Annotated in this window: 10 protein-coding genes; 2 read left to right on the top strand and 8 right to left on the bottom strand. The window is 58.0% G+C overall.

All coding sequences use genetic code 11. From position 1 onward, the window contains the following. Position 1: 1 nt before the first annotated feature. Entirely contained in the window at positions 2-1,090 is a 1,089-nt protein-coding gene (locus tag G3M56_RS08930; RefSeq protein WP_164363398.1) for a hypothetical protein, read from the bottom strand. 119 nt (positions 1,091-1,209) lie between these two features. Here G3M56_RS08930 and G3M56_RS08925 point away from each other — a divergent pair, with 119 nt between their 5' ends. Next, a complete protein-coding gene (locus G3M56_RS08925) occupies positions 1,210-1,689 on the top strand; it encodes a SixA phosphatase family protein (protein WP_164363401.1) in 480 nt (159 codons plus the stop codon). Positions 1,690-1,793: 104 nt separating this feature from the next. Here the strand turns inward: G3M56_RS08925 and G3M56_RS08920 are convergent, their stop codons facing one another. The 6 genes from G3M56_RS08920 to G3M56_RS08895 all read right to left on the bottom strand — a co-directional run bounded on the left by G3M56_RS08920 (position 1,794) and on the right by G3M56_RS08895 (position 12,438). Continuing rightward, a complete protein-coding gene (locus tag G3M56_RS08920) occupies positions 1,794-3,791 on the bottom strand; it encodes a beta-N-acetylhexosaminidase (protein ID WP_235203338.1) in 1,998 nt (665 codons plus the stop codon). Positions 3,792-4,052: 261 nt separating this feature from the next. Then, positions 4,053-4,658, bottom strand: coding sequence for a recombination mediator RecR (recR, locus tag G3M56_RS08915; protein WP_164363405.1), 606 nt, complete (start codon positions 4,656-4,658; stop codon positions 4,053-4,055). A gap of 12 nt (positions 4,659-4,670) precedes the next feature. Then, positions 4,671-5,864 (bottom strand): hypothetical protein, encoded by a 1,194-nt coding sequence (locus tag G3M56_RS08910; protein WP_164363407.1) that lies wholly within the window; start codon positions 5,862-5,864, stop codon positions 4,671-4,673. A gap of 68 nt (positions 5,865-5,932) precedes the next feature. Further along, entirely contained in the window at positions 5,933-7,642 is a 1,710-nt protein-coding gene (locus G3M56_RS08905) for an AAA family ATPase (protein ID WP_235203337.1), read from the bottom strand. A 111-nt stretch (positions 7,643-7,753) separates the two neighbouring features. After that, positions 7,754-8,629 (bottom strand): phytoene/squalene synthase family protein, encoded by an 876-nt coding sequence (locus G3M56_RS08900; protein ID WP_164363408.1) that lies wholly within the window; start codon positions 8,627-8,629, stop codon positions 7,754-7,756. A gap of 101 nt (positions 8,630-8,730) precedes the next feature. Next, the gene (locus tag G3M56_RS08895) at positions 8,731-12,438 is read right to left on the bottom strand and encodes an ATP-binding cassette domain-containing protein (protein ID WP_164363409.1); all 3,708 of its coding nucleotides are present in this window, start codon (positions 12,436-12,438) and stop codon (positions 8,731-8,733) included. A gap of 172 nt (positions 12,439-12,610) precedes the next feature. Here G3M56_RS08895 and glnD point away from each other — a divergent pair, with 172 nt between their 5' ends. Beyond that, the gene (gene glnD, locus G3M56_RS08890; protein WP_164363411.1) at positions 12,611-15,400 is read left to right on the top strand and encodes a [protein-PII] uridylyltransferase; all 2,790 of its coding nucleotides are present in this window, start codon (positions 12,611-12,613) and stop codon (positions 15,398-15,400) included. Between the two features lie 173 nt (positions 15,401-15,573). Here the strand turns inward: glnD and G3M56_RS08885 are convergent, their stop codons facing one another. Continuing rightward, a complete protein-coding gene (locus tag G3M56_RS08885) occupies positions 15,574-15,954 on the bottom strand; it encodes a glutaredoxin family protein (protein ID WP_164363412.1) in 381 nt (126 codons plus the stop codon). Positions 15,955-15,967: the final 13 nt, after the last annotated feature.

Here is a 15,967-nt window from a genome sequence, read left to right as displayed (position 1 = left end):
TTTACACTTCCGGTGCCTGAGGGGCGTCTGCCAGTTGCTCAAAGGACTCCTGCTCCATGACCAGGCGCGCACCCTCCTGCACCGCTTTCGAGCTGTGCTCGGTGGCCATCACGATCGCGCCTCGCAGTTCTGGATCCAGTACGGCTGCAAATGCGATTGCCCGGGCCCGACGAACCCTATCATCCGCATCAGGCGCGCTGCCTGCGCCATGCAGAGCGTCGGCCAGTGAAGCCGCGTCGATTTTCTTTAGGTGTAGTGTGTTCAACCCGCAGGCGGAGAGCCAGCCGTCGCGGTCAGTATGCTCGGCCGAGCGGTTGATCACGAAAGCATTCCAGTCCGGATAGACCGGCTGACCAGGCTCGTTCTGAGCTTGCACCGGGTGCTCCAGGCCCTCCCCGTCCATCTCAATGCTTGAGACCACGGCTGGGTTGAGTTTGGCGAGTCGGAGAATACCGCACATTGGCACGGTCGAGTCTTGGGCCGTGAGATCCCACGGATGGCCGCGGAATGCAGACTTTGGCACAAAGAGAGACACGCGAGGGTACCCCTCCCGCATCATCGAAAGCCGGGCTTTCGCCGCCTTGGTTGAGGTCACCTTCAATGGCGCGTCATCGCTTTCGGGTACCTCGGAAAACTGAACCGCCATCTGACCGGCATCGAGCCGTCCGACCAGCCGTACCACCATTGCTTTGCCGTTCTTGCCGCGGACGTCGTCACCTCGCAGATCGAGCGACAAGTCGATGTAGAACGGCGAACCGGTAGTGTCGAGTTCCGCAAGCACCACGTCGACCAGATCGAACACGACATACAGACCTTGCTCGTCGGCCTCAACACGCATGGTCACGGGTGACTCATTGCGCCTTTCACCCTCTGGGAGCAGTGGCAGCAACTCGATCTTCTGCCCGAGAAAAAGCTCTACAGGAACCGCTGCGGCCATCTGGGCATGCTCGGATGCATCTTTCACCTGCGATTCCGGCGTACCTGCGGTGGCAGCCTCGTCTTGCTGCTCGGCCATCACTGCGGATGGGATCGCCATGGCGAGAGCTGCGACAGGAACTTTGGTCAGTGAGGAATGCAATGGACGAATCATGACGGAAAGAAGTTGTGGTAGTCTGCCGATTTCCCAAGCTGGGTCAAGTCGCCCGACACCCCACCACCAGCATTACAGTCTAGCGCAATCCGCGACACTCCGCGAACCGATTCCCTATTATGAAGCTCACGCTACTCCGTCACGCCACAGCCCAAGACCACCATGAGTGCCCGGATTCTGAGCGCAAGTTGATCGACAAAGGTATTCGTCAATCGCATCAAGCCGCCGCCTTCGCTTCTACGCATGGAATGAAGCCGGACTTGGTTCTGACCAGCCCGCTGGTGCGCGCGCACCAAACGGCCGCGATCTTCTGTGAGGACTTGCAGTTGGAGCCACCGTCGGTTTGTCAGTGGCTCTCAGCTGGAGCAAGACCGCAAGACATGCTGGAGGAACTGCAGGCGTACGAGGCTTTCGATCACATCGTGATCGTCGGCCACAATCCGGACTTTTCAGAGCTGGCAAACTGCCTGCTCGATGCCCGGGCCGGCGCGATTCGCGTCAAAAAGGCATCGCTCATTCAGTTTGAGCTCTACGCATTCCGCACCGGCGGCGGAACTCTGAACTTCGCTCTGCCCAGCGCGCTGATGTCCCATCATTAAGCCCTCTCTAATCAAGCGACAAAAAATCCGGCGGCCCACGCAAGTGCGCGAACCGCCGGATCACTTTGATCACTCTTTGATCACTCTTTGGTCGGACTAATGCATTAGTCGCGGCGAACCTCTTCGATCACCACCTCCTTGACAATCAGCCAGTTCTCCTGGTTGCCAGTAGCGCGCATGCGTACAGCGAGCGTCCCCGCAGGAACCTCACCGGTCGCCATGCCGTTGTCGAACTTTGCAACCTCGACCCACTTGCTGTCGTCGCTGGTCACTTCCACCACGCCATTGCGCAGTGTGTCCCCTGCGTGTTTGCCGTCACCACCGGTGAACACGCGGATATTGCCGCCTTTGCTTGGCTCATCGAAGCGCACGGTCAGGTGATCATTGACCTGTGGACCTCGGGACGACCAGAAGACAGTGTCCGGCTTGCCGTCGTGCGCCTGCACCGCGTGGTATTCACCATGCGATGGCAGCGAGGTGTCCACCGATGTGCCAGGGAGCGACTGCGGCGGCAGTGGAATCGGGTCACTGTACGCGTTTACTCCGAGCGCCTCGTAGCGCTTCATCATCGTCTCAAGGCGTCCTGCGAAGTCCTTGAAGTCCTTCTGCGACGGCTGGGTCCAGGCAATCTCCGAAAGTGCTGCCACACGAGGGAATGCCATGTATTCGACCTTGTCCCAGGTCTTCATGTACTCAGTCCAAAGCTGGGCCTGGACGCCGAGTACATGGTCGTTCTCCTCTTCAGTCAGCTGGCCTGGGAGCACCGGATCGAAATCGTAGAGCTTGGTGATCGGGAGGTAGCCGCCGATAGCTTCAAACTCGACCCCTTTCGCCAACTCTTGGGCGCTTGGAGCCTGATAGTGGTCGAAATACGTGTGACTGTTCGGAGCCATGACCACGTCATTACCCTCTTTGGCGGAAGCAATCCCCGGACCAACTCCGCGCCACGACATGACGGTAGCGCTTGGTGAAAGCCCGCCTTCACGAATCTCATCCCATCCGATCAGTCGACGCCCACGCTTGTTGAGCATCTTCTCGACGCGGCGGATAAAGTAGCTTTGCAGCTCGTGCTCATCCTTGAGCCCCTCGCGCTTGATCACGTCCTGCGCGATCTTCGACTGTTGCCATTGCGTCTTCGGTGCTTCATCCCCACCGATGTGGATGTACTCTGACGGGAACAATTCGCAAATCTCACCGAGAACGTCATCGACGAACTGGAATGTTTCCTCGGTTGGAGACAACACGTAAGGGTGCACTCCCCACGACGTGCAGACTTCCGGTGCGTAGTTCGGCACGTCGGTGTTCCCGAACTCAGGGTACGATGCAATCGCCGCCGCCATGTGACCCGGCATATCGATCTCTGGAACGATCGTGATGTGGCGCTCTGCCGCATAAGCCACGATCTCCTTAATCTGCTCCTGGGTGTAGAAACCGCCATAGCGCTTGCCGTCGCTCGCGCTGCGATCTCCGTATGGAGGGGTGCTCTTGCGCCAGGCGCCAACTTCGGTCAGCTTCGGATACTTCTTGATCTCAACCCGCCACCCCTGATCTTCCGTCAGGTGCCAATGGAAGTTGCTCAACTTGTGCAACGCGAGCAAATCGATGAACTTCTTGATGTCGTCGACCTCGAACATGTGGCGGCCGACGTCCAAGTGCATCCCACGCCAGCCGAAGCGGGGCTCGTCTTTGACCTCCACAGCTGGCACAGACCACTCGACTCCGTCGACTTTCTCATCCGACAAAATCTCTACTGGCAGGATCTGGCGCAGCGACTGGATGCCGTAGAAAACCGCAGCTGGCGTGGTGCCGGTGATGGTCACTTTTCCGTCCTTCGCCGCCAGGCTGTAGGCGCCGGTGTTGTCGCTCATCGACGGGTCCATCGCGAGCTCGATCACGCCGCCCTCACCTGCAGCTGAACCTACCGTCTTGAGTTCAAACCCAGTGGCAGGTTTCAAATAGTCGGCCAGTAATGCAGCCTCCGCCTTCAACTCTGGTGAGTGAACGATGGTTGTGTCGGCACCCAGGGTGAATCCAGAGGCGTTCTCAGCCAGGGTCAGTGTGGATGGTTTCGGGATGATGCTGGGAGGCGTGGAAGCTAGCATGGACGATGTGAGCGATAGCGTACTGGCGGCCGCCAATACGAGAGTGAATCTATTGTTAATCATTCTTGAGGCTTTTGGGGTTATTCCAACGTGACGGTGTTCGCCGGATGTAACGAAAGTCAGTTCACATCCACGTTGCAATCAGCGCTGCCAATTGCGCCCCAGATACGAGCTCGGATCAAGCCCTCTTTAATCAAATTGCGAGAAGATCAAACAACTCCCGCGCATTGGCTGGCATCCCCCGACTCTTCCGTGCTCAGGTCAAACCGAACGCCGGTCGGTGAACGCGCGCATCAATGTCAGAGGGTCAGCGTGATCGATCCCTCCACCTGCTGGCAAACCGTGTGCCAAACGCGTGACTTGTAGCCCGTCGCGCACCAGGCGCTCGACCAGGTAATGACTCGTTGCTTCACCTTCAACATCCGAGCCCAAAGCAAGCACAACCTCGGTCACGTCTGACCCCTCTCCGCAGCGACGACACAACTCGTCGATGTTCAGATCCTCCGGGGTCACATTGTCCAAAGGTGACAATGTCCCGCCAAGCACATGATAGCGCCCTTTGAACTGTCCGGTGCGCTCGATGGACAGCACGTCCGTCGGCTGGGCGACCACGCACATCACTGTTCGGTCGCGATCGGCAGCGGCACATGCTGCGCACGCCCCTTCATCCATGAAAAAACCGCAGCGGCGGCACAAGCTGACCGCCTGGTCGACTTTCGCCAACGCACCGGAAAGCAGGCCCGCTTCGCCACTGCGCTGGTTGATCAACCAAACGGCGATACGTTCGGCACTGCGCGGTCCCACCCCCGGCAGCTTTTTGAGCCGGGTCACCAGTTCTCGCACGGAGTCGGGAAAATCAATCGCCATGGCCATCGGAGCTTACGCGTCGCCTTCCGCCTTCGACTCGACTTTAAGTCGCACCCGGCGGGGCTTCACGCTCACCACCTTTTCCTCCACGTCTCCGTGATCCGCGTCCTGCTTGATCACGCGAGCCTTTGCTTTCGCGGTTGGTGCCACCACGACGGCCTTTGGCACTGGGTCCGGCTCAGCAGACAATACATAAACAGGCTTGCCTGAGATCTCCCCAACCTGCTCGCGCACTTCGGTGATCTGAGCGTCAATAGAGGTGAATTCGTTGTCGAGCGACACGCTCCATTTATCATCAGCCGCCACCCATGGACGCTGGGCGAATAGCCACTCCATGGCGCCGTACAATGCACGACCGCTCACCGCCAAATCACGCTGTCCGTTGAGACGGCGGATCGAGCGCACGTTCATGTCGCCCAGACGAGCCACCACACAGAACGCATTTGGCAGGTTCTCCTTCTTGCCAATCTCAGCGGAAAACTTCTCACAAGTCTTCTTCGCTTCATCAATTGCCTTGATCACCAATCGCGCCACTTCGGACGGACTGTGCACAGTTGGGAAAACAGCGACCAGATCCTGCAACTGCGAGTCGTCGACAATCGCTCCCGATTTCTTCATCTGCGCCTGAAGGCGGTAGTGCAAGCGCTCGGGCAGAGCTACCTTGCCGCGCGGGCGGATTGCCACGACCACAGCCGGAAACTCCTCGCCGTCAGACAGCGCGCCGTCGTACTCGGCCAGGCGTTCGCACACCCAGTCCTCGCAGCGGTTTTGCATCATCTCACGGAACTTGGCGACTTGGGTCTCGCTCCACGCGAGTCCGGCAGCAACTTGGCCACCTACAATCCCCACCACCAAACCAATCACCATCGGCGCGGATTCAAACAAAACGCCAGTACGCAACCAGACTGCCGGGGCGCTGATTACCACCAACGCTCCGATGGTAAAGATCATCAGTTGTCGAGCGGCGGATCGCACATCCAGACAAACCCACGCTGCACCAGCCGCCATCAACCCGCCAAGAAGATCAAACAAGGGTGCCGGCAACGGCATCGAACGCTCCGTAGCGGCCGCACGGCTCGCCGCGTCAGGCACCCACAGCTTGAGCAAATCCTCGGAGAGCACCCCGAGTTGACCGTTGCGCTTGAGTAATAGGATCACCACCAGGGAGATCAGGCCAACGATCAGACAAGAGAGAATGCGACGCATAGAAATTTCCGGAGAGGGGTATTAGAAAACTTGGGAAGGTGGCATAAACGCCGATAATCAGCACGCCGTCAAGCTCCGGCACCCGCCTCGGACGATCCATCGCGATACGACTTCACCACGAGCTCACTGAGATATTTGTCAGGATCGTCAATCGCCTGACGGTTCACCACGAATGACGAGCGCCCTGTGTTGCCCTCGATCAGCTTGAGCGCGAAGTGGAAGTCCTTCAAACGCGTGCGCAGAATCTGCTGTGGCGTCTTGGTCTCCTCTTCCACCAGGTCGGCAATGGCAGCCAATGCCGACTCGTCGAACACGAGCTCGATTCCCGCCTTCTCTTCGAAACTGCGGCAGAAAACCGCAGCATCCTCGCTCAGCTTGCCCAAGCTCACCGCCTTGCTGCGCTCGACATAACCTGCCAACACTTTCTCGGGATCGCGCACACATTCCTCGTCGATCACCAACTCGCTGACGTCGCTGCCCGGCAGCGAGAACTTGAACCCACGGAGCAATCGCTCACCCACCGTCAGCAGTCCTCGCGCCCCGGTCTTCTCCGCCGCAGCTTGCTCGGCAATCAAGCGCAACGCATCGTCAGTGAAGCGCACGCTGATTCCGTAGGCTTCGAACTCGCGCTCGTATTGACGGATCAAACTCCCCTCGGACTCTTTCATGATGCTGAAGAGTGCGTCTGCCGGGAGTGGGCTGCACACCACGCGCACCGGCAATCGACCGATAAACTCCGCCTCGAATCCGTATTCAATGAAATCCTGGGTCGTTGCCTGCTTGAGAACTTCGTTGTCGTCATCCGACTGAACCACCCGCTCAGCACCGAATCCAATCTGCCCCTGACGCACCCTGCGGTTGATCACGGTATCAAGCCCGGAGAAAGCACCGCTGACGATGAACAAAATGTGTCGGGTGTTGATCGACTGCTTGCGCTTCTTGCCGCCGCTCTGCATCTCCATCATCGCCGCCATCTGGCTTTGCATGTCCATTGGGTTGCGCAGCGGGACTTCTGTCTCCTCCATCAGTTTGAGCAAGGTCGTCTGCACCCCGCGGCCCGACACATCACGCCCCATCGTGTTGCCTCCGCGGCTCGCCAGCTTGTCGATTTCGTCGATGTAAATAATGCCGTACTCGGCCAGATCGACGTCGCCGTCCGCCTTGCGCACGAGCTCGCGCACCAAGTCATCGACGTCACCACCGACATAGCCCGTCTCGGAGAACTTGGTGGCGTCCGCTTTGACAAACGGCACCCCAATCAGGTCGGCAATGTGTTTCACCAGATAAGTCTTACCCACACCTGTCGGACCGATGATCATGACGTTCTGCTTCATGAACTCGACCTCTTTTGCAGCCTCGGGATCTTCCTCCTCAAGCGAACGCAAAAACTTCGCGTGGTTGTAGTGGTCGCATACCGCAATCCCCAATGCCCGCTTGGCGTCATCCTGACGGATCACAAACCGGTCAAGATGCGCTTTGATGTCGCGCGGCAGCAGATTGAAATCAAAGACATCTTGGAACGGATCCACCGCATCCACCTCATCGGATTCCTCTGGCTCGACTGTCTGAGTCTGAGGGCCTCCGCCAAATGGCATGAAGCCACCTCCTCCGAAACCATTTTTCATCACCTCCTCAAGCTGCTTGGCGATCTCTTCCGGACTCGGCATACCCGGAGGCATCTGTGGCTCGTCCTTCTTGGTCTTGTCTGGCTGGTCTTCGGGTTTCTTTTCGTCGCTCATCGCTACGTCTTGGTGGAAGGTTTCATCTGCGGCAGACATAGCCGCATCTCTGAGGGTAAATCTATTGATCGGTCCGCTGGCGAACCTCGTGCGAGGCGTCAGCGACGCTGCGGATGGAATCCGTCCAATCGTCCCACCCGAGACGCCCGCCTAGGTCGTCAGCAACAACCACAGCTTGCGCCATCGACTCAAACGGTAATCGGTCGAAAACACACGAAAGCCATCATTGCGGATCTTCTCGAGCAATTCACGATAAATGCGCGCCATCACCAATGCCGGGCGCATTGATCGCCTGTCCGCCTCCGGCAACGCGCGCATCGCCGCATCATAATACCCAACCGCCCGCTGGTATTGATGCTCCATCAATGCAGCAAAACCAGCTTCCGGCGATTCGTTCTCCAATCCCTCTGGGGTTACTCCAAACTGCCGCAAGTCTGCCATTGGTAGATAGATTCGTCCGCCATTGCGCACGTCGGTTGCCACGTCGCGGATGATGTTGGTCCACTGTAGAGCATAGCCTAACTGAACGGCGAACTCATGGCAGCGACGATCCGTATATCCAAAAACCTCAATACTCACCAAGCCGACCAGTGACGCCACATGGTAGCAGTAATGCTCCAAATCCCCGGCGGTCTCGAAGCGCAGTGGCTCCAGGTCCATTGAAACCCCTTCGACCACACCTTGCAGCTGCTCGGTTGTAATATCGTAGCGGTCACGCAGGTCTGCTACCGCATGCTCAAGCGACTCCTCGGGGAGTTCGGCTGTGGGCTGCGCAACCGCATTCATCCAGCGGCTGAGCTGCCGGCGGCGATCATCGGTCGCGATTCCTTCGTCGTCGGCAATGTCGTCGATCACCCGACAGAATGCGTAGAATGTGATCATGTCCTGGCGCCGCACTTTGGGCATTCTCGCCAAGGCAAATGCCAGATTCGACTTGGCTCGACGTGTGATCGCCAGCGCGTCACGGGACTCGTGGTCGCCTTCCGACGCGTTGCTCTGTCCAACCGATTGACCCTCGTTCGCCATACCCCGCACCATTCATTCAGGTTAGCGGTTACGCAACCACGATATCCCGATGATTGTGGCTCACTGACTCTACGTGGTGATTTGCACCGGCATTGTCTCGTCTAATTGCGGTTCACCATGTAGCGCACACGAGCCACACTGAAGAGGAACCCACCAAGCAGCGAGACACCGACCACCAATAGATTGACCCAGCGTGTATCCCACTTTTGGCCGAGGTAGAGCTTCTTCGAACCGAAGAACACGTTCGGCATCTTCTCGCGGTAGATATCCAACCGCTCGACCTCCGCGTTGGTGAAGAGTAATCGAGTCTTCTCATTCCAATACAGATCGCTCGCTTCGGTCCAGCTCTCATCGAACTCCTCATCGAGGTACGCCAAGTCATCAAAGGTGCCATTGCGCAGGTCTACCAACACATCTTCAATTCGATCCCGCACTTCGTCGGGCTCTTGTGCCGCCAATCCCATCAGGATTGGGCGCGAACTCTTCCAACGGCGCCAGTCGTCCAACTGATCCCGCGTCAGCGTCCCCTTTGGATACGTCTCTTTATAATAGGCGTCCTTCGCGTCGACCTCGTGAATCGCGGCGCTCAATGGGTTGTGGTCGGCCATCGAAACGATCATCCCCTCGTAAACCCAGCGCAATGGCATGAATTCGCAGATCAATGGTACCTCGAGTCGGCTCGACGGGTCTTCGTCGTTGGCCACGCTCTCAGCGGTGCGGAAGAACGGTGCATTGCTGAAGCTGCGGTTCATCTCCTCGTATTTGATCAATGCTCCGCCCAGGATAATCTGCGGCACAAGAACTACCGGAACAATGTTAAGGGCCGTCTTGGCGTCCTTCACCAAGCTCGACACAAACAACCCGATCATCACGCCGATCAGATTCGCGGAAAGCATCCATATCAACTGCCACCCCAACATGTCGCGGATCTCCAAGACCGCATTTCCGATCCACAGGTAGATCAAACATTGGACCACCGAGAACACACCAAGGCTCAAATACTTGCCGCTCACATAATACAAGTGGCGTGCGAAATGGTTGCGCTCACGTCGCAGGATCCCTCGGTCGCGGATGATCTCGTCCGCGCTGTTGGTCAGCCCGAGGAACATCGCCACAACCAGCGACAGGAAAAGATAGGTCGGCAGGTGGAATGCGGAACCAAAGGTGTAGTCTCCTTCCTCGGAATAGCGCATCGTGGTCGCCACCAACAAAGCCAGTGCCGGAGCCTCAAGCAAGGTCGTCACCAGGTTCCCCCGGTTGCGAAGCTTGCTCAAAAACGAACGCTTTAAGTGCGTGGCGAAGAGCACGAACTCATCGCGCACCCGAAGCTTCGGCTTCACTGGAAGCGCGCGCTCCGCTCTGCTGCTTACTAACGAGGCATCGATTGGGTCCGGGATCTCGCCCACATCCTTGAGGATCCGGAACGACTGGAAGCGGTCACCCCAGAACGATGGAGGGAATCGCCGCGCGGGCTTCACCCGTCCGCGGTTGTCCTCTTCGTAGATGACCTCACCATCCGGATCCCGCAGTGGCGTCTCCAGTACGTCGAAAATAAAGTCGGGCTGGTTCTGCTGCGCGTTGGGTACTGAGTTGGACGGATCAATCGACAACGGATCCGTGCTCAAGCTCTGCCCGCGCACCCCCACCGGCAAGCGCGCACGTTCTTCCGCCTCGGCCCGCTGGAAGTAGGTCAACATCTGTCGTGGCGTGCCGAAGAACGCCATCTTGCCCCCGTGGTCGAGCAGCAGTGCCTTATGGAAACGGTAGAATAATCGAGCACTCGGCTGGTGAATCGACACCAGAATGATCTTGTTGTGCGCCATCCCACGGATGATGTCCAAAACGTACTCCGAATCTTTGGACGAAAGCCCAGACGTCGGTTCATCGAAAAGATAGACGTCCGAAATGCCGATCACGTCCATGCCGATATTGAGTCGCTTGCGCTCACCGCCCGACAAGCTCTTGGACTCCGCGGATCCGGCCAATCGACTGCGGCGTTCGCGCAACCCGAGTTCCGCCAACTTGGCGTCCACTCTCCGTCTGCGCTCGGAGGAGGAATGGTGAGGCGCCCTGAATGCCGCTGCACACGCCACGTTTTCTTCAACCGTTAGCAACGGATCAAACGCATCGTCCTGCGGCATGAAGCTGATGTAGTGGCGCAGCGTCTCCTCCTCATCAAACAAATCGATGCCATTGAGGAGCACCCGGCCTTCCTGCGGTCGGAGGTGGCCGGCGAGGATCCGCAGCAAGGTCGACTTTCCACAGCCGCTCGGTCCCATCACGCAGATCATTTCCCCGCGCCGCGCTGCAAACGACACCGCATCCAGCGCGGTTTCGTTTTTACGGAATCCGTGGGTTATCTCACGCATCTCCAAGTCGGAGATGATATTACGCTCTTCCTCGATGATGCGATCGCTGAACTGACAGCGCAAAAACTGACCCTCGCCCAAGGTGATCGCGTCACCGTCATAGAGCTTTGTGGTTTGCTTGGCGGGAACCCCTTCCACCGAGATCGGGAGCGGCGACTCCAGAATCTCCAACTCCCCTGTGCGGGCGGAATAGTCACAGCTGATCCGTAGCAAAATCTCCCCAGGCGCCCCGGGTGACAACAGAATATCCCCCGCTCCCAACCGATCCGGATTGTTGGACACGAGGTACTCGGTCTTGTCCGCCTCAAGCTCGAAGCGCCCGCCCATCTCGCGCGACCGCCTGCGCAGGTCGTCGATCAGAACCTGGGTCGCATTGGGTAGGATCAACCGGTCCCGCAATGTCGCCTGAACCGCCTCACCTCTCACCAAAATCTCACCGCCAAGCGTGATCCCTGTCGGCGCAATCGCCGTCACCTGCACCCGTAATCCAAAGGTCACGACAATCTCTGTCTGCCGCGATTGCTTCTTCTCTACGATCAGCTGTCCCTCACGCCCGGCATGCAGGAACAAGCGGTTCGCGCTGATGTCTTTGCTCGCGTTGAAGTAAAACTCCAAGTCCGCGGTGGTCACCACGGTTTCCCCCATCACCACCTGCTGTGCCTCGTACAATCGGCAAAAGTCCCCTTCCTTGAGCCGGTGGCCTCGAGCAAACACAGGATCCGACCCCACGTTCTTGAGCAAAATCAAGCGTTCCAAACGAAATGCCGCCAATCGGGTCGTCTCCGCCACGCCGTCGAGAAACACATCACAGCTGTCGCTCCCGCCCATGGTGATAGACTCGAGTGGCGTGTGCATGCCGTCGATCGGAGCCGCGACATCGCGATGGTGCTCGCCGCTGAGCTGGTAGACGATGTCCACCGCCTCGGATGCGATTCCGAGGTTGGTCATGAAAAGATAGAACGTAACGAGGCTCTCGCCCTTGAAGCCGGCTCTTGAGACCAATGTGTAAAGCTGCACGCCGAGCAGCAGCTTCGCTTCATCGGTCATCAAGCCTGCCAACTCTTCGGCCATCGTTGGCAGATCCTGCCGCTCGTTCAGCGCTTGCACATAGAGCCCGCGCAGCTCGCCGTAGAGAGTCTCCGGGTAGTCGTAGCGCAAGAAGCCAAGAATGGAGTCGACCTCTTCTTCCGCCACTTCCCCGTCCATCTGGGTGAAGCCCGCGAACACACGGATCAGCAGCGGCAGGTTACTCTGAAGCAAAGGTTCGCGCTCACCCTTCATTCGACGGCGCATTCGGTTCCACAACCGCCGCCCGAAGCGCAAACCTCCCGGCATCAAGCTCTCATCCAGCCGGCGCGAACCGCGACGTGACGCTCCCTGCTCGTCGCGCGACGCTGCAGGATCAGTCTCTCTGGGTGATGGTGGTTGTTTGCGAGCCATGAACGAATGATTCGTGGGTTCCTCATCAGACATGCAATCGACGGGTGGCTGCAAGCCCGACTTTCACGATAATTCTCGCCGTTGCCGGCGCCTGCTCATCAATTCCCCACCTTGCGGTGGTCGGGGGGCATGTGCCATGCTACCTCTTTGGCCACCCTGACCAATTTCCACCATGACCGCAGCCGACTCCTCAGACAACACAGACAGCACCGCGATTCAAGATCCTTGCGCCTGGGTTGAACAACAACTGGCCGCTGCGAGCCCGGAGCAACTAGCCAATCATAACGATCGCGTCGCGCTTCTCAAACAAGTCCTTAAAACCGGCGAGGAAGTCATCAAACGCATCCACCTTGAAGGCGCGCCAGGGATGGAGGTCTGCAAGCTGCGCTCGTGCATGATCGACTTGATCCTCCGCCGTGTTTTCGACGACGCCATGGTCGACATCGACCCGCAGAGCAAAACCAACCTGACCTTGGTTGCAACCGGTGGCTACGGCCGTGGCATGCTCAACCCATTCTCGGATATTGATATCCTCTTCCTCCACTCCGATAAGATCAAACAACTCGACGCCCCTTCCCAGGACGCTGTCGAATCCGTTCTCTATCTCTTGTGGGATATAGGCCTCAAGGTCGGCCACGCCACCCGCTCGGTAAAGGGCTGCGTCCAGATCGGACTTGAGGACTTCCAAACACTTTCGTGCTTCATCGAGTCGCGGCTCATCGCAGGTGACCCCGCGTTGTTTGATCTGTTCACTGAGAAGGTGCGCAACCAATGCATCAACGGACGCGAAGACGCCTATCTGGCTAACCGTTTCGAGGATCTCGATACCCGCCACGAGCGCTCGTTCGGCACGCTCTATGTGCAGGAGCCCAACCTCAAGTCTGGCGTCGGTGCGTTACGCGACATCCATAACATCATCTGGATCAACTACGTCAAACACCAGACACTCGACCTCAATGAGTTGGTGAACAAAGGACTGCTCACCGCCGAATCGCTGGACATCCTCAACGAAGGCCACGATTTCCTGCTGCGTGTTCGCAATGACCTGCACTACGAAGAAGGTCGGTCGCGCGACGTACTCACGCTTTTCCTCCAAGGCGTGGTCGCCACTCATTTCAACTACCCGCAGCGCAGTATCCTGCGTCGCTGTGAGGCGTTCATGCGCGACTACTACCATCAAACGCGCAGCATCCGCGAAATTACGTCCCAGGTGATGGAGGGCTTCCAGATCGAGTCAGAGCGCAAGAAGCACACGGGCATCATTTCATTTCTGGCCCGCCGCAAGGAAGAACGCGAATCGTTCGATGGCTTCTTCTCGGAAGGTGAGCGCCTCTTCGCGGAGCACGATGACATCTTCCGTGAGGATCCGGCGCGTTTGATCCGCATGTTCCAGCACACCCAACTGCGTCACCTGCGACTGAGCCCGAACCTGAAGGACCTGATCGCGGCCAGTCTGGATCTGATTGATCGTCCATTCCGCTACAACAAAGCGCATCGGGAAACATTCCTCGCTATCCTGTCACGGCGCGGCGACGTTTCTCGCACGCTGCGCCAGATGCACCGGGTCGGGTTCCTCGGGAAATACATCCCGGAATTCGGCGCGCTCGACTGCATGGTCCAGCACGAGTTCTTCCACCGCTACACCGCGGACGAGCACACGCTGCGCTGTATCGACATGCTCGACAGCCTCTCAGAGCCTCAGAATGAGGAACAAAAACGCTTCGCTGAAATCTTCAACCGCTTGGAAGACCCCGCCGTGCTCTACCTCTCGATGCTGCTGCACGATACCGGGCGCGCGGAGAATGCCCGCCACCACGAGGACGCGTCCGCCCTGCTCTCTTCCAAGGTCTGCAACCGCCTCCAGATCAAATCTGGCCGCCGCCGCTTGCTTATTTTCCTCGTCGACCACCACCTGACACTCTGGAAAACCGCCACCACCAAGAACCTCGAAGACCCGAACACGATCGCCGACTTCGCGAAAGTCATCCGCTCGTCCGAATACCTGCGCTATCTCTACCTCCTCACCTACGCCGACTCGAACGGCACGTCGAGCGAGTCGTGGAATAGCTGGAAGGCGACGTTGATGGCGCAGCTTTTCAAATACACGATCAATTACTTCGAAAACACCAAGGCCTTCGAAGAGCGTCTCGCCATTATCGACCCCAAGCTCCGCGAGCAGGTGTTGCGCAAGCTCTCACCGGGCTACGCCGAAGAGGTGGACGCCCACATCGAAAACATGCCGACGCGTTACCTCCAGTCGCGCAAGGTCAGCACCATCGCCGAGCACATCCGGGTCTTCCGCAAGTTTTTCGAAAAGCTCCACAGATCGGATGGATCCGCCCTCAATCCAGCCTTCACCTGGCAGCACCGCGAGGATCAGGGGTCATCAAAAGTCATCGTCTGCAGCTGGAACCGGGAAAACCTTCTGGCCCGAATCGCAGCCTGCCTCTCCGCGCTCAACCTCAACATTCTAGCCGCGGACATCTACACCCGCAAAGACGGACTGGCGCTCGATCTCTTCCGGGTGTGCACCACCAACCTCGGCCCGGTGACCAATGAGAGAACACTCAAGGAGTTCGAGAAGTTGATGAACCAGGTCTTCTCTGCCGATCAGATCGACATGGCGAAGTTCATTGCGCTCGGCGAGCAACGGCAACTCAAACGAAAGCAGGACCTACCGCAATTCCCTCAACGCGTCCTGATCTCGAACAAGGTGGACCCCAACACGACTTTCGTGGAAATCCAAGCGCTCGACCGACTGGCTCTGCTCACGGATATCTTCACCGTCTTTGGTGAGATGAAATGCGAAGTCGCCCACGCCCGCATCAACACCACCCGCGGTGCCGCGATCGATACGTTCTACATCACTGAACCTAACGGCGACAAAATCACCAACGAAACCAAACTGCGCGACGTCCAGAACCGCCTGGAGGAGAAGCTCGACATCCCTCACGAGGTGTAAGACTTCGCTCCTCCGTGCGATTGGAATCGATTCTCTCCGACTGGGTGCCGATCGCGATAATGGTAACCTCACCGCCCAAAAAAATCACCCCGCCACGGACGCATCGCGCAACCATGACGGGGTGATTGATTTCTCAACGGATTGCCCCGCTCACACGGGGCCGCAAACCGCGATTAATCGATGAACTTGATCGACCCACCTTTTGGTAATGGTGGCAGTTCGCCGCGCTCCATCGCTGCGTGCTGCTCGTCGGTGCAAGCACTGTCGATTGGCGCGTCCGGCTTCTCTTCGCTCTTCTGAAGATAGCCATTTTCGATCATCCACGCCTCCACCTCTTCGCCGCTGACGTCGGCAAGCATGTTGCCATCGACTTCCACACATGGGCTCAACGGCTGACCACTCTTTTGCTCCATCTCCCAACGCAGGGCCGGGTTCTTAATAATATCCTTCTCTTCGTACTGAAGATCGTACTTGCGCATAATCGCGCGCACGCCTTCACTCCATCCGCAGAAGGTTTTCAAATAACAAACGATTTTGGGATTCTTTTCACTCATGAGTTTTCGCGTG

The sequence above is a fragment of the Sulfuriroseicoccus oceanibius genome (assembly GCF_010681825.2).
Lineage (GTDB): Bacteria > Verrucomicrobiota > Verrucomicrobiia > Verrucomicrobiales > SLCJ01 > Sulfuriroseicoccus > Sulfuriroseicoccus oceanibius.
The sequence above is the reverse complement of the archived record's forward strand: the minus strand, read 5'-3'. Positions and strand labels throughout refer to the sequence as shown.